This is a genomic window from Dyella thiooxydans (genome assembly GCF_001641285.1).
Classification (GTDB): domain Bacteria; phylum Pseudomonadota; class Gammaproteobacteria; order Xanthomonadales; family Rhodanobacteraceae; genus Dyella_A; species Dyella_A thiooxydans.
This window is the reverse complement of the sequence record NZ_CP014841.1, coordinates 594,783-618,342: the sequence shown is the minus strand read 5'-3', so window position 1 is coordinate 618,342 and position 23,560 is coordinate 594,783. Positions and strand designations below refer to the sequence as shown.

Below are 23,560 nucleotides of genomic sequence, written 5' to 3'. Positions count from 1 at the left end.
TCTCCCCGGCGCGCCCGTCCCAGGGCGCGGCCGCTCGCGGTTAGCCGCCCTTCTCCAGGCGCTCGATCATCGGCTGGCGTGCAGCCATGATCAGCGCCGCAGCACGTTCCTCGTCCATGCCCTCGATATCGATCAGGTCGTCGACCGCGAGGTCGGCCAGATCGTCCACCGTACTCACTTCGCGCGCCGCGAGGGCGTAGGCCGTGGCCTCGTCCATGCCCTCGAGCGCAAGCAGGTCCTCGGACGGCTGGTGCTCCTCCAGCCCCTCCTCGACCGCCAGCGCCTCGGTCAGCAGCGCGTCGCGGGCGCGGGCCCGCAGCTCCTCGACGATGTCCTCGTCGAAGCCCTCGACCGCCAGCAGCTCGGCGCTGGGCACGTAGGCGATTTCCTCGACGCTGGAGAAGCCTTCCTGCACCAGGATGTTGGCGATCTCCTCGTCGACCTCGAGCTTCTCCATGAACAGCGCAAGCGCAGCCTGCTGCTCGGCCTCGCTCTTGGCGGTGACCTGGTCCTGCGTCATCACGTTGAGCTGCCAGCCGGTGAGCTTGCTGGCCAGGCGCACGTTCTGACCACCGCGGCCGATCGCCTGGGACAGCTTGTCCTCGGCCACCGCGATGTCCATCGAATGCTTTTCCTCGTCCATGATGATGGACTGCACCTCGGCCGGCGCCATCGCGTTGATCACGAACTGGGCCTGGTTCTCGTGCCACAGGATGATGTCCACGCGCTCGCCGTTGAGCTCGTTGGACACCGCCTGCACGCGGGAGCCGCGCATGCCGATGCACGCGCCGATGGGATCGGTACGGCTGTCGTGGGCCAGCACGGCGATCTTGGCGCGGTCGCCCGGATCGCGGGCACAGCCCTTGATCTCGACCAGGCCCTGGCCGACTTCCGGCACCTCGAGCTTGAACAGCTCGATCATGAATTCCGGTGCGGCGCGCGACACGAACAGCTGCGGTCCGCGCACTTCGGACTTCACTTCGTAGAGGTAGCCGCGCACGCGGTCGCCGACGCGGTGCGACTCGCGCGGGATGGTCTTGTCGCGGGGAATGAACGCCTCGGCGTTGCTGCCGAGGTCGAGATAGACGTTGCCGCGCTCGACGCGCTTGACGATACCCACCACCAGCTCGCCGACGCGATCGCGGAAGGCATCGACCACCTGCTGGCGCTCGGCCTCGCGCACTCGCTGCACGATCACCTGCTTGGCGGCCTGAGCCGCGATGCGGCCGAACTCGGCGTTCTCGATCTGCTGCTCGACGAACTCGCCGACCTGGGCGTCCTCGCGCTCGTCCACGGCGTCCATCAGGCGCACCTGGTAGAACGGCGACTCCATCTCGCCGTCGTCGGCGATGACTTCCCAGCGACGGAAGGTCTCGTATTCACCGGAGTGGCGGTCGATCTCCACGCGGATGTCGGGATCCTCATCGGGGTAGCGCTTCTTCGCCGCAGACGCCAGCGCGGCTTCCATCGCCTCGAAGATGACCTCGCGCGGCACGCCCTTCTCGTTGGCGACTGCGTCGACGACCAGCAACAGTTCTTTGCTCATTGCAGCTACTCCGTGGGTCGCCGCTCTCCGGCGCCCGCTCGCTAGGGATAGGTCTTACTTGGCCTTCTTGGCCGGCTTCTTGCCACCCGGCTTGGGCTGCGGCACGTAACCGAGCGCCACCCAGTCCGGTACCACGCGGGCGCTTTCCATATCCGCCTGGTCGAATTCGAACGACTTGCCTTCCGCCTCCAGCACGATCCGCTCGCCGTCCACCTGCACCAGCTTGCCGCGCAGGCGGCGGCGACCTTCGATCGGCGCCTTCAGCAACACCTTCACTTCCTGCCCGAGCACACGCCCGAACTGCTCGGCCGTGAAGAGCGGACGATCGATGCCCGGCGAGGACACCTCCAGCACGTAATGGCCCGGCACGGGGTCCTCGACGTCCAGCAGGGCCGACAGTTCGCGGCTGGCCGCTTCGCAGTCGTCGATGCCGACCTCGCGTCCACCCGAGTGGTCCAGGACGTCCAGGTAAACCCGAAGCGTACTCTGCCCCTGCGACGGGGTGAACTCCACGCCGAGGCATTCCAGCTGGAGATCCGCCAGAACTTCGCTGAACCGATTTGCCAGTGCCAGGGTATCCATGGTCGGTTTTCCGGTGCCAGAAACAAAAAATGGGCTCAAGTGGCCCATTCCCTAAACTCGCCGATGTACCGGCTCATCCAGCCTTCCCGAGCCACGGCGCCCATGGGGCGCTGCCCTCGGCCGACTGGCGACGCTTCCTTGCGCCCAACAAAAAAGCCTCACGAGGAGGCTTTCTTGTTCTAAGAAAGATCTGGTAGCGGGGGCAGGATTCGAACCTGCGACCTTCGGGTTATGAGCCCGACGAGCTGCCAGACTGCTCCACCCCGCATCAGAGTCCGAAGACTATAGCGACATGGCCGGTTTCTTGCAAGTCTTTCCGGAAATATTTCCCCGGGAAAGGGACTCAGCCGGCCAGCGCGTCGCGGCACCACGCGATCAGCGGCCCCCAGTACAGGCCGATCACCAGCAGGCCCAGTGCGTTGAGCGACAGCACCACGCGCAGCGAACCGTCGGGCTGCATGCGCAGTTCCGAGCCCTCGACTGCCTTGTCGAAGTACATCACCTTGACCACGCGCAGGTAGTAGTACAGGCCGATGATGGCGAACACCGCGCCGACGATGGCCAGCCACAACATGTTCGCGTGCACGGCCGCCTGCAGCACCAGCAGCTTGGCGAAGAAGCCGAACATCGGCGGCACGCCGGCCAGCGAGACCATCACCAGCATCATCAGGAAGGCCAGCCAGGGCGAGCGCTGGTTGAGACCGCGCAGGTCGTCGATCTCCTCGCACTCGAAGCCCGCCCGGCTCAGCGCCAGGATCACGCCGAACGACGCCGTGCTCATCAGTGCATAGCTGATCGCATAGAACATCGCCGCCGAATAGCCCTCGGGGTTGGCCGCCGAAAGGCCCAGCAGCAGGTAACCCATGTGCGAGATGGTCGAGTACGCCAGCATGCGCTTGAGGTTGGTCTGCACGATGGCGACGAGGTTGCCGATCGCCAGCGAGAGCACCGCCAGCACCGCCAGCATCAGCTGCCACTGGTGCGCGACCTCGGCCATGCCACCGGCCAGCAGGCGATAGGCCATGCCGAACGCCGCCAGCTTGGAAGCCGAGGCGATGAAGGTGGTGATCGGCGTCGGCGCGCCCTGATAGACGTCCGGGATCCACATATGGAACGGCGCGACACCGAGCTTGAAGCTGATGCCCACGACCATGAACACCAGGCCGAACAGCAGCAGGGTCGGCGCCTGGGTGTAACCCATCACGGACTTCAGCTGTGCCAGGTCCAGCGTGGCCTGCCCGCCCATGCCGGAGGCGCCGTAGACCATCGACATGCCATACAGCAGCATGCCCGAGGCCAGTGCACCCAGCACGAAGTACTTCATCGCGGCCTCGGAAGGCAGCGGCGCGTCGCGGTTCAACGCCACCAGCGCATAGGACGACAGCGACAGCAGCTCCAGGCCGAGGTAGACGGTGACCAGGCTGCCGGCCGAAACCAGCAGCATCACGCCGATCACAGCGAAGATCATCAGCGTGTAGAACTCGCCGATGAACAGCTTGCGGTCGCGCAGGTAGGGACGGGAATACACGAACACGAGGATCGTGGTCAGCAGCGCGAACACCTTGAGGATGGTCGCCACGCCGTCGCGCACAAACATGCCGTGGAACGCGCTCACCGCAACCGGCGGCGCAGCACCGACCACCATGTAGATCGCCACCGCCAGCACGGCGATCGAAAGCCAGTGCAGCCAGTGCCGCTGCTCGGGCTTCATGAACGCGTCGAGCAGCAACAGCAAGCACGCGGCGGCGACCAGGTAGAACTCCGGCGCAAGGATCAGGATGTCATTCATTGAGGGCATGGTCGGTCCCGATCAGATCTTGTGAACAGCCAGCTGCTGGACCAGCTGCGCCACCGAGTTGTCCATCAGATGGATCAGCGGCTGCGGCCAGATGCCCAGCGCGAGCACTGCGGCAGCGAAGGCGGCCAGCACGAAGGTCTCGCGCCCGTTGATCTCCTTCATTTCCGCCACGTGCGGGTTGGTGATGTCGCCCCACAGCACGCGCTTGACCATCCACAGCGTGTAGGCCGCGCCGATGATCAAGGTGAAGGCGGCGAACAGCGCGATCCACGGATTGGCGCTGAAGCTGGCCAGCACCACCATGAACTCGCCCACGAAACCGCTGGTACCCGGGAGGCCCGAGTTGGCCATGGCGAACAGCACGTAGAAGAAGCCGAACCAGGGCATCACGTTGATGACGCCACCGTAGTCCTTGATCTGGCGCGTATGCAGGCGGTCGTACAGCACGCCGATGCAGGAGAACATCGCGCCGGAGACGAAGCCGTGCGAGATCATCTGCACCATCGCACCCTGCATGCCGAGCTTGGCCGCATCCAGGTTGCCGGCATCACGCACCAGCATGAAGGCGATGAAGATGCCCAGCGTCACGAAGCCCATGTGGGCCACCGACGAGTAGGCCACCAGCTTCTTCATGTCGTCCTGCACCAAGGCCACGTAACCAATGTAGACCACCGCGACCAGGCTGAGCACGATCACCAGCGGCGCGAAGTGTGCAGCGGCATCCGGGGTGATCGGCAGCGAGAAGCGCAGGAAGCCGTATCCGCCGATCTTCAGCATCACCGCCGCCAGCACCACCGAACCGCCGGTCGGCGCCTCCACGTGGGCGTCCGGCAGCCAGGTATGCACTGGCACCATCGGCACCTTCACCGCAAAGGCCAGCAGGAAGGCGAAGAACAGCCAGGTCTGCTCGGTCATCGACAGCGGCAACGCCGCCAGCGCATGCAGGTTGAACGTCCCGGCCTTCTGGTACAGGTAGATCAGCCCGATCAGCATGAAGATCGAACCGAGGAACGTGTAGATGAAGAACTTGATCGTGGCGTAGACGCGACGCGGGCCACCCCAGATACCGATGAGGATGAACATCGGGATCAGCATCGCCTCGAAGAACACGTAGAACAGCAACGCGTCGGTGGCGCAGAACACGCCGATCATCAGGCCCTCGAGCACCAGCATGGCGGCCATGTACTGGTGCGGCTTGTCCTGGATGACCTCCCACGCGCCGACGATGACCAGGATGCTGACGAAGGTGGTGAGCAGGATCAGGGCGACCGAGATGCCGTCCACCGCGAGGCCGTAGTGCACGCCGAGCGAGGCGATCCACAGGTGATCCTCGCGCAGCTGCATCACTGCACCGTCGAGGTGGTACTGCGGGATCAGGAACAGGCTCACCGCGAAGGTGAGCACGGCGACGGCCAGGGCGAGCCAGCGGGCCAGCGAGGGACGGCCGGAGCCCGCGAGGAGCACCGGGACGGCGCCGACCACGGGAAGCCAGATCAGCAGGCTGAGCAGGTGATTGAACATGGAGCTGGATTCCCTTTAGTGCCCGACCAGCCAGAACCCGCCGAGCAGCAGGATGAGGCCGAGAATCATCGCGAAGGCGTAGTGGTAGAGGTAGCCGGACTGCAGGCGGCGCATCGCCGCAGCGATCTTCTGCACCAGGCTGGCCGAACCGTTGACCATGGCACCGTCGATCACCGCGGCGTCACCGGCCTTCCAGAACAGGCGACCGAGCTTCACGCCACCGCGGGCGAAGACCGCGAAGTAGACGTCGTCCACCCAGTACTTGCGGTCCAGCACGGTCCACAGCGGCTTCAGCGCGCTCTTGATCCGGCCGGCCAGCGCCGGGTTGAACAGATAGATGTAGGTCTGGATGACGAAGCCCGCCAGCACGAGGAAGAACGGCAGCTGCGTGAAGCCGTGCAGCGCCATCGCCATCGCGCCGTGGAACTCGCCCGCCATTTCGCCCAGCACGTTGTTGGCCTCGTCCACGTGGATCGCCTGGCCGAACCAGCCGCCGAACAGCATCGGGCCCACGGTGAAGATGCCCACCAGCAGCGACGGGATCGCCAGCAGGATCAACGGCAGGGTCACCACCCACGGCGACTCGGTCGGTGCGTGCTCGAGCACACCCGGCTCGTGGTGGCCGTGATCGTCATGATGGTCGTCATGGTGCGCATCGTGACCGTGGCCGTGATGGGCCTTCACCGTGAAGCGCTCCTTGCCGTGGAAGGTCAGGTACATCTGGCGGAAGGTGTACAGCGCGGTGACCAGTGCGCCGGCCATCACGCAGAAGTAGGCATAGTGGGCGCCCCAGCGATGCGACTCGCCGACCGCCTCGATGATCGCGTCCTTCGAGTAGAAGCCGGAGAAGAACGGCACGCCGCACAGCGCCAGCGAACCGATCCACATGGTGACCCAGGTGATCGGCATGTACTTGCGCAGACCGCCCATGTAGCGCATGTCCTGCTCGTGGTGCATGGCGATGATCACCGAGCCCGCGCCGAGGAACAGCAGCGCCTTGAAGAAGGCGTGGGTCATCAGGTGGTAGACCGCACCCGAGTAGGCCGAAACGCCCAGCGCCACGGTCATGTAACCGAGCTGCGACAGCGTCGAGTAGGCCACCACGCGCTTGATGTCGTTCTGCACGATGCCGATCAGGCCGGTGAACAGCGCGCCGGTGGCGCCGATCACCATGACGAAGCTGAGCGCCGAGCCGGACAGCTCGTACAGCGGCGACATGCGGGCCACCATGAAGATGCCGGCGGTCACCATCGTCGCGGCGTGGATCAGCGCCGAGATCGGGGTCGGGCCTTCCATCGAGTCGGGCAGCCACACGTGCAGCGGCACCTGGGCCGACTTGCCCATTGCGCCGATGAACAGCAGCACGCAGATCACGGTCGGCGCATCCCAGTGCATGCCCTGGGTGATCGTCAGCGTCTTGCCGACCAGCGAATCGGCACCGGCGAAGGCGGTGGCGTAGTCCAGCGTGCCGAGGAAGTACAGCACCGCCGAGATGCCCAGCAGGAAGCCGAAGTCACCGACGCGGTTGACCAGGAACGCCTTCAGGTTGGCGAAGATCGCGGTCGGCCGCTTGTACCAGAAGCCGATCAACAGGTACGACACCAGGCCCACCGCTTCCCAGCCGAAGAACAGCTGCATGAAATTGTTGCTCATCACGAGCATCAGCATCGAGAAGGTGAACAGCGAGATGTAGCTGAAGAAGCGCTGGTAGCCCGGGTCATCGGCCATGTAGCCGATCGTGTAGACGTGGACCAGTAGCGACACGAAGGTCACCACCACCATCATCATCGCGGTCAGCCGGTCGATCAGGAAGCCGACGCTCGCGCTGAACTTGCCGATCTCGAACCAGGTGTACAGGTTGTGGTTGTAGACCGGCGCGCCGCCCGCGGTGATCTGGTACAGCACGTAGAAGGACAGGCCGCAGGCGACCAGCAGGCCCAGGATGGTCACGCTGTGCGCGCCGGCCCGGCCGATGAACTTGCCGAAGAAGCCCGCCAGCAGGCAGCCGACCAGCGGCGCCAGCGGGATGGTGAGAAGGATTGCCGTCGAGAGTTCCATCCAATCAACCCTTCATGCTGTCGATTTCGGCGACGTTGATCGTGCTGCGGTTGCGGAACAGCAGGACCAGGATCGCCAGGCCGATGGCGGATTCCGCCGCGGCCACGGTGAGAATGAAGAACACGAACACCTGGCCGGACACGTCGCCCAGGAAGCGCGAGAACGCCACGAAGTTCATGTTCACGGCCAGCAGCATCAACTCGATCGCCATCAGCAGCACGATGACGTTCTTGCGGTTGATGAACAGGCCGGCCACGGAGATGCAGAACAGCACCGCGCCGAGCACGATGTAGTGCGAGAGCGTGAGCATCACTTGGTCTCCTCGGAAGCGGTCGGCGCCGGCGTGCGACCGTAGTTCGTATCCGCGTCCATCTTGACGATGCGCACGCGGTCGCTGGCCTTGACCGCCACCTGCTGGCTGGCGGTCTGGTAGCGCACGCCACCGCGATGACGCAGGGTCAGCGCGACTGCCGCGACCACGCCAACGGTCAGGATCAGCGCGGCGATCTCGAACGGCAGCAGATAGTCGGTGTACAGCGCATGGCCCAGCCAGGCGGTGTTGGACAGGCCCGCCTCGGTCGCCGGGTTCGCGCCCAGCACCTTCGCATGCATGGCACGCACACCGATCAGCGCGAGCATCTCCCCGAGCATCACCAGCGCCACGATCAGGCCGACCGGCAGGAACTTCACGAAACCCTCGCGCATCTTTTCCTGATCGATGTCGAGCATCATCACGACGAACAGGAACAGCACCATCACCGCGCCGACGTAGACGACGATCAGCGCGATCGCCAGGAATTCCGCCTCGGCCAGCAGCCATATGCAGGCCGAACTGAAGAAGGTCAGCACCAGTGCGAGCACGGCATGCACCGAGTTGCGCAGGGTGATCACCGCCAGCGCCGAGGCCACGGTCACCGTGGCGAAGGCGTAGAAGCAGATCAGCTGGAACAGTTGTGGATTGATCATGTGTTTCCCCTGCCCTCAGCGGTACGCCGCGTCCTGCGCGCGGGCGGCGGCGATGTCGGCCTCGAAGCGGTCGCCGATGGCGAGCAGCTGCGGCTTGGTCACCACGTTCTCGCCGCGCTGTTCGAAGTGGTATTCATGCACGTGCGTCTCGACGATCGAGTCGACCGGGCAGCTCTCCTCGCAGAAACCGCAGAAGATGCACTTGAACAGGTCGATGTCGTAGCGCGTCGTGCGGCGCTGGCCATCGCTGGCACGCGGGGCCGAATCAATGGTGATCGCCAGCGCCGGGCACACCGCCTCGCACAGCTTGCACGCGATGCAGCGCTCCTCGCCGTTCGGATAGCGGCGAAGCGCATGCAGGCCACGGAAGCGATTCGACTTGGGGATGTGCTCCATCGGGTAGCGCATCGTGTACTTGGGCGCGAACAGGTAGCGCCAGGTCAGCGCCATGCCCTTGAGAAGCTCGATGAGCAGCAGGCTCTTGAAGTAATGGGTAATGCGGGACATGGCTTTCTTCAGACCCCCGTGCCGATGGTGACCCAGCCGTAGTACTTCATGCAGCCGGCGACGAGGACCCACACGATGGTGATGGGAATGAACACCTTCCAGCCCAGCCGCATGATCTGGTCATAGCGGTAGCGCGGGAAGCTGGCGCGGAACCAGAGGAACAGGAAAGCGAAGGCGAAGGCCTTGGCGAACAGCCAGAAGAAGTTGCCGTGGCCGATCCAGCCCCAGCTCTCCGGGAACGGGCTGAGCCACCCGCCCATGAACAGGATCGAGGCGAGGAAGCTCACCAGGATCATGTTGGCGTACTCGGCCAGGAAGAACAGCGCGAACGCCGAGCCGGAGTACTCCACGTGGAAGCCGGCCACGATCTCAGACTCGCCCTCGGCCACGTCGAACGGCGCGCGGTTGGTCTCGGCGACGCCGGAGATGAAGTAGATGACGAACACCGGCAGCAGGGGCCACATGAACCACTCGCCGATGCCTTTGCTGCCCGCCTGCGCCATCACGATGTCGGTCAGGTTCAGCGAGCCGGCCAGCACCAGCACGCAGACCAGGCACAGGCCCATGGCCAGCTCGTAGGAGATCACCTGGGCGGCCGAGCGCATCGCGCCGAGCAGCGCATAACGCGAGTTCGAGGCCCAGCCGGCGAGGATGATGCCGTACACGCCCAGCGAGGTCATCGCCAGCAGGTACAGCAGGCCGGCATTGACGTTGGCCAGCACCATCTTGGTGCCGAACGGGATCACCGACCAGGCGGCCAGCGCCGGCACCAGCGCCAACAACGGCGCGAGGTAGTACAGGAAGCGGTTTGCGTTGGTCGGCAGGATCACTTCCTTGATCAGCAGCTTGACCACGTCGGCGAAGGCCTGCAGCAGGCCGAGCGGACCGATCTTGTTCGGCCCCATGCGCACGTGCATCCAGCCGATGATCTTGCGCTCCCAGTACACGAACATCGCCACTGCCAGCACCAGCGGCAGCACGATGGCGAGGATATGTACGATCGGCCAGACGAGCTGGTTGAGGATCTGGTCGCCCATGGTCAAGCCTTGCTCAGGGTGAGGGTTGCGCCGTAGGCCGGCAGCGTCGCGGTGAGGTCGTGCGCGGCCTCGATCCAGACGGCACCGTCGGGCACCGCGGCGTCGATCACAACCGGCAGCACCGACTGCCCGAGCTTGACCGCCGCGTCGACGACGAGCCCCTGGCGGGCGGCCTCGTCAGCATTCAGACGGGCGGCCGGCGCGCGGTTGAGTGGGTGTGCGTTCAGCGCTTCGGCACGACGCAACACCGCGTCGGTGCGATAGATCGGCCAGCTGGCCAGCCGCGTCAGGCCGGAAACCGCTTCGCGGGTGGCCAGGCCCGCCGCGCCCGGACGGCTCGACACCTCGGCCATGCCTGCACGCAGCCCGGCCAGGTCGTCGAATTCGAAACCGGCGAACTGCAGCATGCCACCCAGCGCGCGCAGCACCTTCCAGCCCGGCCGGGCCTGCCCCGGCAGCTTCGCACCGGCCCGCACCTGCTGCGGCACGCCGTCGACATTGACCAGCGTGCCATCGGTCTCCGGCAACAGCGCGATCGGCAGGATCACGTCGGCCACGTCACGCAGCGTGGGGCTGGCGAATGCCGCGAAGGCGACCACCGAATCCGCGCCGAGCAGCGCATTGAGCGCCTTGCCACCATCGGCGAAGTCGTACGGCGGCTCGATGCCGAACAGCACATAGCCCTTGCGCGGATTGGCCAGCATGGCCTGTGCATCCAGGCCGCCATTGCCCGGCAGCACGCCGGCACGGGCCAGGCCCAGCGCATTGGCGCCGACCGGCAGCTCGTTGACCGCGGCCCCGGTCGCCTCGCCGATGAAGCGGGCGATGGCACGCAGCCACGAAGCCTGCGGATGGGTGACGGCCAGTTCGCCAAGCACGATCACCGACGGACCGCTCTTCAGCTGGGCCAGCGCATCGGCATCGCCCTGGTCGGACGACGCCGCAGCGATCGCCTCGGCCAGCGCCGCCGGCGCGGACGCACCGGCGCCCACCGCCGCCTTGGCCAGACCGAGCAGTGCGTCGACCAGCGACTGCGGCGCGGCGATGGCTTCGCCAGCCAGCTTGTAGTTGAAGTCGAACGCGGCCGGATTGACCGTGTAGACCTTCGCGCCCTTCTTCACCGCCTGGTGCAGGCGATGGTTGAGCAGCGGCATTTCGTGGCGCAGGTTGGAGCCAACCAGCAATGCGCCGCGCACCTTGGCCACGTCGGCGACCGGCATCGCGAACGTGCCGGCGACGGCACCATCGGCGAAGTCGAGTTGACGCAGGCGGTGGTCGACGTGGGCACTGCCCAGGCCGCGCGCCAGACGCACCAGCAGGTCGCCCTCCTCGCTCGTGGCGGCCGGGTTGGCCAGCACGCCCAGTTCGCCTGAGGGGACCTTGCGCAGCGCCTCGGCGGCGAACGACAGGGCGTCCTCCCAGGTGGTCGCCTGCCACTGGCCGTTGCGCTTCACTTCCGGCGCACTGACGCGGTCGGTGGCATACAGTCCCTGGTAGCTGTAGCGGTCACGATCGGACAGCCAGCACTCGTTGATCGACTCGTTGTCGCGCGGCACCGTGCGCAGTACCTCGCCGCGGCGCGTGTGCAGCCACAGGTTGGAGCCGAGCGCGTCGTGGTAGCCGATCGACGGCTTCGCCGTCAGCTCCCAGGCGCGCGCCTTGAACTGGAACGGCTTGTTGGTCAGCGCGCCGACCGGGCAGACGTCGATGATGTTGCCTGACAGCTCCGTCTCGATCGTCTTGCCGATGTAGGTACCGATCTGCAGGTTCTCGCCGCGGTTCATGCCGCCGAGCTCGTAGGTACCGGCGATCTCGCTGGTGAAACGCACGCAGCGGGTGCACTGGATGCAGCGGGTCATCTCGGTGGCGACCAGCGGGCCGATGTTCTCGTCGGCCACGGTGCGCTTGCGCTCGGTGTAGCGGGACACGCTGCGGCCGTAGCCCAGCGAGACGTCCTGCAGCTCGCACTCGCCGCCCTGGTCGCAGATCGGGCAGTCCAGCGGGTGGTTGATCAGAAGGAATTCCATCACGTCCTTCTGGAACTTCAGCGCCTTCTCCGAGCGCGTCATCACCTTCATGCCTTCCGCGACGGGAGTAGCACAGGCCGGCTGCGGCTTGGGCATCATCCGGCCGCCCATCTCCACGTCCACCAGGCACATGCGGCAGTTGGCGGCGATGGGAAGCTTGCGGTGATAGCAGAAGCGCGGGATCGAGACACCGATGGCGTCGGCCGCCTCGATGATCATCGCGCCCTTGCGGATCTGGGTGGGCTTGCCGTCGATCTCGATGTTCAGAAGATCGGGGGCGGCGGGGGTTGGCTGCGCGCTCATCAGGCGGCGACTCCCTGGTTTGCGGCGGCAAGCTTGTCGTCCGTCATGGAGCGACCGTTGCGCACGAAGTATTCGAACTCGTCCCAGAAGTGGTGCAGGAAGCCCTGCACCGGCCAGGCGGCGGCTTCGCCGAAGGCGCAGATGGTGTGGCCCTCGATCTGGCCGGCGACCGCCTTCAGGCGATGCAGGTCATCCTCGGTACCCTTCCCGTCCACGATGCGGCTGAGCACGCGGTACATCCAGCCGGTGCCCTCGCGGCACGGGGTGCACTGGCCGCAGGACTCGGCGTAGTAGAAGCGCGAGATGCGATGGCAGGCCTTGACCATGCAGGTGGTCTCGTCCATCACGATGACCGCGCCGGACCCCAGGCCCGAACCCGCCTTCTGCAGGCAGTCGTAGTCCATGGTGGCTTCCATCATGGTGTCCGCCGGCAGCACCTTCATCGAGGAACCGCCCGGGATCACCGCCTTGAGCTTGTTGCCGTTGCGCACACCGCCGGCCATTTCCAGCAGCTCCGCGAACGGGGTGCCGAGGCGGATCTCGAAGTTGCCCGGCCTGGCCACGTGGCCGGAGACCGAGAAGATCTTCGGGCCGCCGTTGTTCGGCTTGCCGAGGTTGAGGAACCAATCGGCGCCGTTGCGCAGGATCGCCGGCACCGAGGCGTAGGTCTCGGTGTTGTTGATCGTGGTCGGCTTGCCGTACAGGCCGAAGTTGGCCGGGAACGGCGGCTTGAAGCGCGGCTGGCCCTTCTTGCCCTCGAGCGACTCCATCAGCGCGGTTTCCTCGCCGCAGATGTAGGCACCGGCGCCCAGCGCGCCATAGATGTCCACATCAATGCCGCTGCCCTGGATGTTCTTGCCCAGCAGGCCGGCCGCGTAGGCTTCCTTGAGCGCTTCCTCGAAGTGCTCGAACGGCTCATGGTGGAACTCGCCGCGCAGGTAGTTGTAGGCCACGGTGGAACCGGTCGCGTAGCAGGCGATGGCCAGGCCCTCGATCACCGCATGCGGGTTGTAGCGCAGGATGTCGCGGTCCTTGGCGGTGCCCGGCTCGGATTCGTCGGAGTTGCAGAGGATGTACTTCTGCATGTCGCCCTTCGGCATGAAAGACCACTTCAGGCCGGTCGGGAAGCCCGCGCCGCCGCGGCCGCGCAGGTTCGACTTCTTCACTTCCTCGATGATCGCGGTCGGATCGGTCTTCTCGGCAAGGATCTTGCGCCAGGCCTTGTAGCCGTCCACCTGCTCGTAGCTCGACATCGCCCAGGGCTTGTCGAAATGCAGCGTGGTGTAGACGACCTGGTGGTCCTTCGGTGCGGGTCCGACCGGACCGGTGGTGGTGTTCGCCATCGTCTTACTCCAGCCCGTCCAGGATGGCATCGAGCTTTTCGGTGGTGAGCCGTTCGTGATAATGCCCGTTGACCGTCATCGCCGGCGCGTACACGCAGGCCGCGATGCACTCTTCCTCACGCTTCAGGTATACGCGGCCATCCGGCGTGCTCTCGCCAAGCTTGATGCCGAGCTTCTGCTCGCAGTGCCTCACCAGCTCTTCGGCGCCGTTGAGCCAGCACGAGATGTTGGTGCAGATGGCCACGTTGTTGCGGCCGACCGGCCGGGTCTCGAGCATCGAGTAGAAACTCGCCACCTCGTACGCCCACACAGCCGGCAGGCCGAGGTACTTGGCGACCGCGGTGATCAGCTCATCGGTGAGGAAGCCGTGGTTCTGCTCCTGCGCCGCGAACAGCGACTGGATCAGCGCCGAGCGCTTGCGGTCCGGCGGGAACCGGGCCACCCACTCCTCGATGTGCTGGCGGGTGTGTTCGTTGAGGACGACCTGGGGATCGACGTCCTTGACCTGATCGTAATGTCCGGTGGCTTTCATGGTCTTGGCTCCCGTGCGCTCAGCGATCGACTTCGCCGAACACGAGGTCATAGGTGCCGATCATCGCCACCACGTCGGCCAGCATGTGGCCCTTGACGACAGTGTCGATCGACGACAGGTGGGCGAAGCCCGGTGCACGCAGGTGCACGCGGAACGGCTTGTTGGCGCCATCGGAGACCAGGTAGCAGCCGAACTCGCCCTTCGGCGCCTCGACCGCGGCATAGGTCTCGCCGGCCGGCACGCCGTAGCCCTCGGTGAACAGTTTGAAGTGATGGATCAGCGCTTCCATGTCGTCCTTCATCTCGACACGGGAAGGCGGCGCCACCTTGAAGTTCTTCAGCATCACCGGACCGGGGTTGGCGCGCAGCCACTTCACGCACTGCTGGATGATGCGGTTGGACTGGCGCATCTCTTCCACGCGCACCAGGTAGCGGTCGTAGCAGTCGCCGTTGACGCCCAGCGGGATGTCGAAATCCATCTCGGCGTACTTGGCGTAGGGCTGCTTCTTGCGCAGGTCCCAGGCCACGCCCGAGCCGCGCAGCATCGCGCCGGTCATGCCCCACTGCTGGGCCAGCTCCGGCGACACCACGCCGATGCCGACGGTGCGCTGCTTCCAGATGCGGTTGTTGGTCAGCAGCTCCTCGTACTCGTCGACCTTGGACGGGAAGTCCGCGGTGAACGCATCGAGGAAGTCGAGCATGGAACCCTCGCGCCAGCTGTTCAGGCGCTTGAGGTCCTTGCCCTTGTGCCAGGGCGACTCGCGGTACTGCGGCATCTGCGCCGGCAGGTCACGGTAGACGCCGCCGGGGCGGTAGTAGGTGGCATGCATGCGCGCGCCGGAGACCGCCTCGTAGCAGTCCATCAGCTCCTCGCGCTCGCGGAAGGCGTACAGGAACACCGCCATCGCACCGAGGTCGAGCGCATTCGAACCGATCCACATCAGGTGGTTCAGGATGCGGGTGATCTCGTCGAACATGGTGCGGATGTACTGCGCACGCTCCGGTGCCTCGATCCCCATCAGGTTCTCGATGGCGCGCACATAGGCGTGCTCGTTGCACATCATCGACACGTAGTCGAGGCGGTCCATGTAGCCGATCGACTGGTTGAACGGCTTGGACTCGGCCAGCTTCTCGGTGCCGCGGTGGAGCAGCCCCACGTGCGGATCGGCCCGGACGATGGTCTCGCCGTCCATCTCCAGCACCAGGCGCAGCACGCCGTGCGCAGCGGGATGCTGCGGGCCGAAGTTCATCGTGTAATTGCGGATTTCCTGGGCCATGTCAGTTCCTGCGCCAGTCGTCGGCGGCCTCGGCCTGGGCCTGCAAAAGGTCCGCGTCGTCGCGGATGGTGCGCGGCACGAGCACGCGCGGCTCGATCGAGACCGGCTCGTACACCACGCGCTTCTGCTCGGCGTCGTAGCGCACCTCGACGTTGCCGATCAGCGGGAAGTCCTTGCGGAACGGGTGACCGACGAAGCCGTAGTCGGTGAGGATGCGGCGCAGGTCCGGGTGCCCTTCGAACAGGATGCCGTACAGGTCGAACGCCTCGCGCTCGAACCAGTTGGAACCCGCCCAGATGCCGGTGACCGACGGCATCACCGGCAGCGTGTCGTCTTCGCAGAACACACGCAGGCGCAGACGGTGGTTGTGCTCGATCGAAAGCAGCTGGATCACCGCGGCGAAACGGCGCGGATCATGCCCGGCGCGTGGGCGGTTGGCCCAGGCGAAACGCCCCATGGCCTCACCTTCCACGCCGCGCGAGAAACCCTCACCGCCCGCGGTGTTGGTTTCCCACTCGCTCTGGCCGTAGCCGAGATAATCGATGCCGCACAGGTCGATCAGCTGACCGAAGCGGAACGGCGCCTCGTCGCGCAGCGCGGTGGCCACGGCGATCAGGTCGGCCGGACGCACCTCGGCGATGGTCTCGTTGCGCTCGACGCGGATCGCCAGCGTGTCGCCAAAGCGCGCGGCAAGGCGGCCGGCGAGCGAGGTGTCTTGCGTATCAGTCATGGTACGGACGCCTTCAGGAACGCGCGATGGTGCTGGTGCGGCGGATCTTCTTCTGCAACTGCAGGATGCCGTGGATCAGCGCCTCGGCCGTCGGCGGACAGCCCGGTACGTAGATGTCCACCGGCACGACGCGGTCGCAGCCGCGCACCACCGAGTAGGAGTAGTGGTAGTAGCCGCCGCCATTGGCGCAGCTGCCCATGGAAATGACCCACTTCGGGTCGGGCATCTGGTCGTAGACCTTGCGCAGCGCGGGGGCCATCTTGTTGACCAGGGTGCCGGCGACGATCATCACGTCGGACTGGCGCGGCGACGGGCGGAAGATCACGCCGTAGCGGTCCAGATCCAGTCGCGCCGCGCCGGCGTGCATCATCTCCACCGCGCAGCAGGCCAGGCCGAAGGTCATCGGCCACATCGAACCGGTGCGCGCCCAGTTCATCAGCGCATCGACGCTGGTGGTGACGAAGCCGCGCTGGATCACCGGATTGTCCCCTGCCGGACGCAGGATGTCGTCCACCAGGTTCAGCGGCTGCGGGTTGTGCATCACCCGGTCGATGGAAGACATCACTCCCATTCCAGTGCTCCCTTCTTCCAGACGTAGGCGAAACCGATCACCAGCAGCAGCAGGAACAGCGCCATCTCGATGAGCGCAGTCAGGCCAATCGACTTGAACACCACCGCCCACGGGAAAAGGAAGGCGATTTCCAGGTCGAAGATGATGAACAGGATGGCCAGCAGGTAGTAGCGCACGTCGAAGCGCATGCGGGCGTCCTCGAAGGCCTCGAAGCCGCACTCGTAGGGCGAGAGCTTCTCCGATTCGGGACGACGCGGGCCGGCGAGCAGGCCGAGGGCGAGCAGCACCAGGCCAAGCCCGGTGGCGACGCCGATAAACAGCAGGATGGGCCAGTATTCGGCAAGCACGATGCAGCGTACCTCCGCGCCCGCAGGCGCATCAGTGACCGTGAGGATGACGGTCCGGAAGTGATCAGCGGAAAGCAATGGACGCTCAGGGCGCCATCACCATCGCTCACGGTCCGTTTGCGAGCGTCCGATTGACCACGGTCTGGTTCGGGGATCGCGCCATTGTACCAGCGAGGGCAGGTGACACGACAAGTATTCAGCCGCTTTCGAACGGACTTTCGAAAGCGGTGCGCGATCGGCGAGCGCGCCGTCGCACTACATCGTGCTGGTCACGCGGTCCGAGGCGGTCATGCCGGCGAGCAGGTTCTCGATGCGCTGACGCGCCACCTCGCCGTCGCTGGACTCGTTGAAGTGCACGCCGATGCCCGCGGGCCGGTTGCCCTGCGCGCCGACCGGACTGATCCACACCACCTTGCCGGCCACCGAGATGCGTTCGCTCTCGTCGATCAGGCTGAGCAGCAGCACCACCTCGTCGCCCAACGCGTAGCGCTGGGTGGTCGCCGCGAACAACCCGCCGTTCTTCAGGAACGGCATGTAGGCGCTGTACAGCGTCGGGATGTCCTTGATCTTCAGCGAGATGATGCCCTGGCGGGCGACGACGGGGTTCATGCGTGCTCCTGGCGGACCATCCGCGAGCGCATCGGATATCGAATCCTAGCGATGCACACGGGCTTGCGCAAAGCAGGCAGGTCGCACTACCGGCGCAATTCGCGCCAGCCCCAGTGGTCGAAGATCCAGAACGATGGCAGCGTCAGCTCGAGCTTGACGAACAAGGCCCCCTCACCCGCCGGCAGTGCCTGTGCGGCCAGCCGGCCCCCCTGCCCCGGCTCCCGCTGGACCGGCGCACGCGCCCATCGCCACGCGACTCCGGTGCCCGCCGCGGCCGCGGTCAGGCGCAGACACGTCCGCTGCGGCCAACGTGGCGCCCAGGGCAAATCCCTGGGCAGTGGCCCGGTCGACAACACCTCGTACCGTTCGGTGCGGGCGGCGAGTCGCTCCATGCGACGCCGGCTCAGCACCAACTGGCTGGCATGCCGGGCGAGTGCCGCCCGCTTCCGCGACCAGGTGGACGCATCGGCGACACAGGCCACCGAAGGGCACGCCCTGCGCGCACCGCCATGCACCCGATAGAGCCAGACGACGGGCGCCCGGGCCTGCCGCTCCAGCACCAGCCGCATCAGCACATGGGCCGCACCATGGTCAGGATGACGATCATCCAGTGCAGGCATCGCCACCAGCGTGGGTTGCACCCGCGCGATCACCGCGTCCAGCGCCTCCATGCAGGCGCCCGCGGCGCTGGCGATCATCCGGGTGAGCCCCTGGTCCGGCCAGCTCATCGCCGTCATGTCGGTGCCGGACAGGCCGAGCTCCCCGAGCGCCGCCATGAATTCGCCGCGACGACGGCTCGCCCACCGCGCGCGGGCCTGCCGCCCGACCCACAGCCGCCGCTCCAGCCGACGCTGCGGCCACGGATTGTTGTCGCCATCGGTGAGCAGCAGTACGTGTACCGAGCCCCCGGCAGCGAGCACCCGCTGGATGAGGATGCCGGTGGCCAGCGTCTCGTCGTCCGGATGGGGCGCGACCACCAGCAGTCGCGTACGTGCCGACAGAATGTCCATGATCGAGGCTGTCCGTGCCGCGCTCAGCGCCAGCGGGCCAGCAGCTCCAGCAGCGCCAGGTCGTTGCGCAGGGGTCCGCGCAGCGATTCGCGCGTGCGGTTGGCACGATCGTACCAGTCAGCCAGCCCCGCCGCGTCCAGACCGCTGACCAGCGGTCCGGCCTCGCCAGCCGCCCGGGCGCGACTTTCGTCGGCCACGGCCTGCGCCGCGAACCAGACCCGCTGGGCCGGCTCGCTGTCCAGCCAGCGTCGAACGACCTCCGTGGCCTCGCCACGGCCGGCAGCCAGGGCCGCAAGGTCGCGACGCACCTCGCGGCGACGATCCAACGCCCCCTCCTCCGCCCAACGCCGGGCCAGGCCGGGATTGCCGCCGGCCGCCTGCAGCGCCGAGGCGGGATCGTCCACCCCCCGGGCCTGCAACCATGCCAGCGCCTGGGCCGGTTCGGGCAGATGGAACTCGATCCGCTGGCAACGGCTGCGGATCGTCTGCGGCAAGCGCCACGGCGCGTCGGCCACCAGCACCAGCATGGTCTGCGCCGCCGGCTCCTCCAGCGTCTTGAGCAGGGCGTTGGCCGCCGCGGCATTCAGCGCGTCGGCCGGGTCGATGGTCGCCACCTGCCAGCCACCGAACTGGCTGGCCATGGCCAGGCGGGCGGAGAGGTCACGGACCTGGTCGATCACGATCTCGCTGCGCTGCACGCCGTCCTTGCGCAGGCCGTAGCCCACCGCGACGCGATCCGGGTGCGTACCCGCGTCAAGCAGCACGCAACTGCGGCAATGTCCGCACGCCTCGCCATGCTCCGGTTGCTGGCACAGCAGGCCACGGACGAAGCGGTCGGCGAAATCGCGCTTGCCAAGACCCTCGGGGCCACAGAGCAGCAAGGCGTGAGGCAGCGCACCGCGCTCGCGACGCGCCTGCAGCCGCGACCAGGCGTCGTCCAGCCAGGGCATCGCGCTCATCGATCACGCTCCAGCAGCGGCGTCACCGCAGCGATCGCCGCAGCCAGCACCTGCTCCGGTGTCCCGCTGGCGTCGAGCACGCGGAAGCGGTTCGGCTCGGCCACGGCACGCGCGCGGTAAGTGGCACGCACCCGCTCGAAGAACGCATCGGCCTCGCTTTCGATGCGATCGGCCTCGCCACGGCCGGCCGCCCGCGCACGACCATCGGCCACCGGCAGGTCGAGCAGCAGGGTCAGGTCGGGGGCAATCCCGGCGCAGGCCCAGGCCTCGAGCCCGGCGATGCGCTCCACCGGCTGGCCGCGCCCACCACCCTGGTAGGCGTAGCTGGCGTCGGCGAAGCGATCGCACAGCACCCACCGCCCGGCCACCAGTGCCGGTGCGATGCATTCGCGCACCAGCTGGGCACGCGAAGCGAACATCATCAGCAACTCGCTCTCCGCGCTCATCCCGCGCATGGCCGGATCGAGCAGGATCGCGCGCAGTGCCTCGCCCAGCGGCGTGCCGCCCGGTTCGCGCGTCTGCACCAGATCGATACCGCGCCCCACCAGGTGATCGCGCAGACCGGCCAGCAGCGTGCTCTTGCCCGCACCCTCGCCCCCTTCCAGGCTGATGAACACACCGCGCATCGTCAGCGGCACCGCTTGAGCTGGTAGCAGTCGACGTTGCGGTCGTGCTCGGCCAGCGTCCTGGCGAACACGTGCGTGCCGTCGCCCTTGGCCACGAAATAAAGCTCATCGCCGGATGCGGGGTGCAACGCGGCCTCGATCGCCGGCTTGCCCGGCAGGGCGATCGGCGTGGGCGGAAGACCGGGCCGGGTATAGGTGTTGTAGGGCGTGTCGGTGGTCAGGTCACGCTTGTGGATGTTGCCGGTATAGCTGGCCCCCATGCCGTAGATCACGCTGGGGTCGGTCTGCAGCAGCATGTGATGTTCGAGCCGGCGCACGAACACGCCGGCGATGCGCTTGCGCTCGTCCGCGCGACCGGTCTCCTTTTCCACGATGGAAGCCAGGATCAGCGCATCGTAGGGCGTGGTCAGCGGCAGCCCCTGATCGCGCCCGGGCCACAACGCATCGAGCGTCTTGTGCATGGCGGCGTAAGAGCGCTTGAGCACGTCCAGGTCGCTGTCGCCTTTCACGTAGGCGTAGGTTTCAGGCAGAAAGCGGCCCTCGGGCATTTCACCGGGCGCGCCGATCTTCTGCATGATCGTGGCGTTGTCCATGCCCCGGGTGAGGTGGCGCAGCGGCGTGGCCTTGTCCAACGCGGCCCGCAGCTCGGCGAAGGTCCAGCCATCGATGATGGTGAAATCGTGTTGCAGCACGCGGCCGGCAGCCATGTTCTCCAGCAGCGAGCGCGGCGTGAGGCCCGGTACCAGCGCGTATTCGCCCGCATGCAGGCGGCCAGCCACGTGCATCTGCTCGGCCAGCGCGCGCCAGTACAGCGGCGCGGCACGAGTCAACCCGCGGCTGCGCAGCTCGTCGACGATCTGCTTGAAACCGGTGCCGCGAGCGATGTCGATCGTCTGCCCGGCCGAAGCGATGTCCAGCGGCGTCCGCCCGAAGCGGTCGAGGTCACGCCACAGCCATGCGGCGGCAAGCGCCGCCAGCAGCAACAGCAGGATCAGCGCACGCCACACTGCGCGGCCACGCACCAGGAAACGACTCATGCCAGCTCCAATGGAAAACCCAGCCCGCGCCAATGCCCCTGCATCGCGCGCGCCACGGGGCCGGTGGCGAAGACCTTATCGCCGACGGCCTGAACCGGCAGGATGCCGCGAACGCTCGAAGTGAGGAAGAGCTCGTCGGCACGAAGCAGCTCTTCCAGCGCCAGATCGCGCACCTGCACTGCCGGAATCGTCGCCAGCACCTCGGCGCGGGCGACGCCGGCCACACCGCAACGAGCAAGCGAGGGCGTGACGAGGGCGCCGTCGATCACCGCGAACACGTTCGCCATGGTGGTGCACGTGACGCGACCCGCGACATCGAGCAGCAGCCCATCGTGGATCGACGGATCGGCCCATTCGGCCCGGGCCAGCACCTGCTCGAGGCGATTGAGGTGCTTGAGGCCGGCCAAAGCTGGCTGTTCGGCCAGGCGCAGGTCGCACACGCGCAGGCGCACGCCTTCACTCGCCAGGCGCAGCTCCGGCGCCGGCATCGGAAAGGCCGCAACGATGCGGGTAGGTATCGACGCGACCGGCGGCGCGTAGCCACGCGGGCCGACACCCCGGGTAACGGTGATACGTGCCACGGCGGCAGCCATCCCGGCCGCGACGGCGCCCATCTCCCTCGCCAGCATCCCGGCATCCGGCAGCGGGATGGCCAGACGGCGACCGCCCTCGGCCAGCCGCTCCATATGCCTGGACCACAACGGCGCGCGGCCACCGATCACGCTCACCGTCTCGAACAGTCCGTCGCCGTAGCTGAGCCCGCGGTCCTGGGCCGACACGGTGTCGCCCGGCCGACCGTCGACAAGCATGCGCACGGTCATGCGCTGGTCGCCCCGAGCGCACGCAGCAGTCCGCGCGCCTTGGCGCGGGTTTCTTCCAGCTCGTTCGCGGCGACCGAGTCGGCCACGATGCCCGCCCCCGCCCGCAGGCTTACCTCGCCGCCGATCTGGGTCAGCGTGCGGATCAGGATGTTGAGGTCCATGTCGCCCGAGCGGTCTAGGTAGCCCAGTGCGCCGGTGTAGGCCGCGCGCGGCGACTGTTCCAGCGCCGCGATGATCTCCATGCAGCGCACCTTGGGACAGCCGGTGATGGTGCCACCGGGAAAGGTGGCCGCGATCAGCTCGCCGGGCGTGACGCCCGCCCGCAGCCGACCGCGTACATTGGAGACGATGTGGTGCACATGGGCGTAGCTCTCCACCACCATCAGCTCGTCCACCTCGACCGTACCCGGCACACAGACGCGACCGAGGTCATTGCGCTCCAGGTCGATCAGCATCACGTGCTCGGCGCGCTCCTTCGGGTGACCGCTGAGCTCGCGGATGCGCGCCGCCTCGTCGTCACCGGCTAGACGCGGGCGCGTGCCGGCGATCGGCCGGGTCTGCGCCATGCCGCCGCGCGACTCGACCAGCCGCTCCGGCGACGAGCTGGCGATCGACCAGCCGGGCTGCTGCAGCAGGCCGGCGAAGGGCGCGGGATTGGCACGGCGCAGCGCGTCGTACAGCGCAGCCGGCCGGGGCGCGGCAGCATAACGCGCACGCCAGGCACGCGAGAGGTTGACCTGGAAAATGTCGCCGGCGTGCAGGTGCTCGTGGATGCGCGCCACGCCATCGAGGAAGTGCTGCGGATCGTCTTCCTCGATCGCCAGCGGCGCCTCCGCTGCCGGCCAGCGTGCCGGCACCTCGAGATCGGCGGCCATCTGCTCGAGCAGTGTCTCGTGCCCCGGCTCGGCGACCAGCTCGGTCACGTCGCGCGCGTGGTCGACGATCGCCGCGGCTGGACAGCGCAGCGCCAGCGCGACCGGCAGCACGGTATGCGGATGCAGGCGCAGACGCGGCTCGATCTCGCCGGCCAGTTCATAGCCAAGGAACAACAGCCAGCCACCGCGGAACGGCAGCGTTTCGTCGGTTGGCTGGTCGATCCGGAGCTCGCTCCAGCGCGCGTCGAGCAGATCGAGAAAGCGGCCGGGCAACGCGCGGCCCGTCTCGTCGCGCACCACGCCATCGGCGTGCAGCGCGATGGATTCGTCGATCGCGGCAAACAGCAGGTCATGACGTGCCTGCGGCGTGCCGGAGACCACGCTCTGCAGCAGGCCGGGATAGCGCTGCGGAAACGACGCGGCCGGCGCGAGCAGATCGCGCCGGCCGCCGAGAGTGCGGCGATGGCCGTCCATCCGTC

23 protein-coding genes and 1 tRNA gene are annotated in these 23,560 nt (G+C 66.9%); all 24 read right to left on the bottom strand.

Annotated elements, in window-relative coordinates; genetic code table 11:
- Positions 1-40 precede the first annotated feature (40 nt).
- Positions 41-1,546, bottom strand: a complete 1,506-nt coding sequence (gene nusA, locus ATSB10_RS02815) for a transcription termination factor NusA (RefSeq protein ID WP_063670337.1) — start codon at positions 1,544-1,546, stop codon at positions 41-43.
- 54 nt (positions 1,547-1,600) lie between these two features.
- The gene (locus ATSB10_RS02810) at positions 1,601-2,128 is read right to left on the bottom strand and encodes a ribosome maturation factor RimP (protein ID WP_063670336.1); all 528 of its coding nucleotides are present in this window, start codon (positions 2,126-2,128) and stop codon (positions 1,601-1,603) included.
- Between the two features lie 191 nt (positions 2,129-2,319).
- A tRNA-Met gene (locus ATSB10_RS02805) sits at positions 2,320-2,396 on the bottom strand.
- Between the two features lie 75 nt (positions 2,397-2,471).
- Positions 2,472-3,926 carry an NADH-quinone oxidoreductase subunit NuoN gene (gene nuoN, locus ATSB10_RS02800; protein WP_063670335.1) on the bottom strand — a complete coding sequence of 485 codons (1,455 nt, stop codon included), beginning with the start codon at positions 3,924-3,926 and terminating at the stop codon, positions 2,472-2,474.
- A 12-nt stretch (positions 3,927-3,938) separates the two neighbouring features.
- On the bottom strand, positions 3,939-5,447 hold the full coding sequence (locus ATSB10_RS02795; RefSeq protein WP_063670334.1) for an NADH-quinone oxidoreductase subunit M: 1,509 nt from the start codon (positions 5,445-5,447) through the stop codon (positions 3,939-3,941).
- A gap of 15 nt (positions 5,448-5,462) precedes the next feature.
- Positions 5,463-7,505 (bottom strand): NADH-quinone oxidoreductase subunit L, encoded by a 2,043-nt coding sequence (nuoL, locus tag ATSB10_RS02790; RefSeq protein ID WP_063670333.1) that lies wholly within the window; start codon positions 7,503-7,505, stop codon positions 5,463-5,465.
- A gap of 4 nt (positions 7,506-7,509) precedes the next feature.
- Positions 7,510-7,815 carry an NADH-quinone oxidoreductase subunit NuoK gene (gene nuoK, locus ATSB10_RS02785; protein WP_017462246.1) on the bottom strand — a complete coding sequence of 102 codons (306 nt, stop codon included), beginning with the start codon at positions 7,813-7,815 and terminating at the stop codon, positions 7,510-7,512.
- Complete coding sequence (locus ATSB10_RS02780; protein ID WP_063670332.1) at positions 7,815-8,471, bottom strand: NADH-quinone oxidoreductase subunit J; 657 nt, start codon at positions 8,469-8,471, stop codon at positions 7,815-7,817. Before ATSB10_RS02780 ends, nuoK begins: the two co-directional genes overlap by 1 nt.
- Before the next feature lie 15 nt (positions 8,472-8,486).
- A complete protein-coding gene (nuoI, locus tag ATSB10_RS02775) occupies positions 8,487-8,978 on the bottom strand; it encodes an NADH-quinone oxidoreductase subunit NuoI (RefSeq protein WP_017462248.1) in 492 nt (163 codons plus the stop codon).
- Positions 8,979-8,986: 8 nt separating this feature from the next.
- Entirely contained in the window at positions 8,987-10,015 is a 1,029-nt protein-coding gene (gene nuoH / locus ATSB10_RS02770) for an NADH-quinone oxidoreductase subunit NuoH (RefSeq protein WP_063670331.1), read from the bottom strand.
- Between the two features lie 2 nt (positions 10,016-10,017).
- Entirely contained in the window at positions 10,018-12,345 is a 2,328-nt protein-coding gene (nuoG, locus tag ATSB10_RS02765) for an NADH-quinone oxidoreductase subunit NuoG (protein WP_063670330.1), read from the bottom strand.
- Positions 12,345-13,688, bottom strand: coding sequence for an NADH-quinone oxidoreductase subunit NuoF (nuoF, locus tag ATSB10_RS02760; protein WP_063670329.1), 1,344 nt, complete (start codon positions 13,686-13,688; stop codon positions 12,345-12,347). The genes nuoG and nuoF overlap by 1 nt, the downstream gene beginning before the upstream one ends.
- Positions 13,689-13,692: 4 nt before the next feature.
- On the bottom strand, positions 13,693-14,220 hold the full coding sequence (nuoE, locus tag ATSB10_RS02755; protein ID WP_063670328.1) for an NADH-quinone oxidoreductase subunit NuoE: 528 nt from the start codon (positions 14,218-14,220) through the stop codon (positions 13,693-13,695).
- A gap of 19 nt (positions 14,221-14,239) precedes the next feature.
- Entirely contained in the window at positions 14,240-15,496 is a 1,257-nt protein-coding gene (locus ATSB10_RS02750; protein ID WP_017462253.1) for an NADH-quinone oxidoreductase subunit D, read from the bottom strand.
- 1 nt (position 15,497) lies between these two features.
- The gene (locus ATSB10_RS02745) at positions 15,498-16,226 is read right to left on the bottom strand and encodes an NADH-quinone oxidoreductase subunit C (protein WP_063670327.1); all 729 of its coding nucleotides are present in this window, start codon (positions 16,224-16,226) and stop codon (positions 15,498-15,500) included.
- A gap of 13 nt (positions 16,227-16,239) precedes the next feature.
- Positions 16,240-16,797 (bottom strand): NuoB/complex I 20 kDa subunit family protein, encoded by a 558-nt coding sequence (locus ATSB10_RS02740; RefSeq protein ID WP_026107339.1) that lies wholly within the window; start codon positions 16,795-16,797, stop codon positions 16,240-16,242.
- Entirely contained in the window at positions 16,788-17,144 is a 357-nt protein-coding gene (locus tag ATSB10_RS02735) for an NADH-quinone oxidoreductase subunit A (RefSeq protein WP_017462256.1), read from the bottom strand. The genes ATSB10_RS02740 and ATSB10_RS02735 overlap by 10 nt, the downstream gene beginning before the upstream one ends.
- 255 nt (positions 17,145-17,399) lie before the next feature.
- Positions 17,400-17,753, bottom strand: coding sequence for a PilZ domain-containing protein (locus ATSB10_RS02730; RefSeq protein ID WP_017462257.1), 354 nt, complete (start codon positions 17,751-17,753; stop codon positions 17,400-17,402).
- 86 nt (positions 17,754-17,839) lie between these two features.
- Complete coding sequence (locus tag ATSB10_RS02725) at positions 17,840-18,763, bottom strand: PIG-L deacetylase family protein (RefSeq protein ID WP_063670326.1); 924 nt, start codon at positions 18,761-18,763, stop codon at positions 17,840-17,842.
- Positions 18,764-18,786: 23 nt separating this feature from the next.
- Positions 18,787-19,722, bottom strand: a complete 936-nt coding sequence (gene holB, locus ATSB10_RS02720; protein WP_063670325.1) for a DNA polymerase III subunit delta' — start codon at positions 19,720-19,722, stop codon at positions 18,787-18,789.
- Positions 19,719-20,348 (bottom strand): dTMP kinase, encoded by a 630-nt coding sequence (gene tmk / locus ATSB10_RS02715; protein ID WP_063674307.1) that lies wholly within the window; start codon positions 20,346-20,348, stop codon positions 19,719-19,721. The genes holB and tmk overlap by 4 nt, the downstream gene beginning before the upstream one ends.
- Positions 20,349-20,350: 2 nt before the next feature.
- The gene (mltG, locus tag ATSB10_RS02710) at positions 20,351-21,385 is read right to left on the bottom strand and encodes an endolytic transglycosylase MltG (RefSeq protein WP_063670324.1); all 1,035 of its coding nucleotides are present in this window, start codon (positions 21,383-21,385) and stop codon (positions 20,351-20,353) included.
- The gene (gene pabC, locus ATSB10_RS02705; RefSeq protein ID WP_063670323.1) at positions 21,382-22,206 is read right to left on the bottom strand and encodes an aminodeoxychorismate lyase; all 825 of its coding nucleotides are present in this window, start codon (positions 22,204-22,206) and stop codon (positions 21,382-21,384) included. Before pabC ends, mltG begins: the two co-directional genes overlap by 4 nt.
- Complete coding sequence (locus ATSB10_RS02700; RefSeq protein WP_063670322.1) at positions 22,203-23,555, bottom strand: aminodeoxychorismate synthase component I; 1,353 nt, start codon at positions 23,553-23,555, stop codon at positions 22,203-22,205. The genes pabC and ATSB10_RS02700 overlap by 4 nt, the downstream gene beginning before the upstream one ends.
- Positions 23,556-23,560 lie beyond the last annotated feature (5 nt).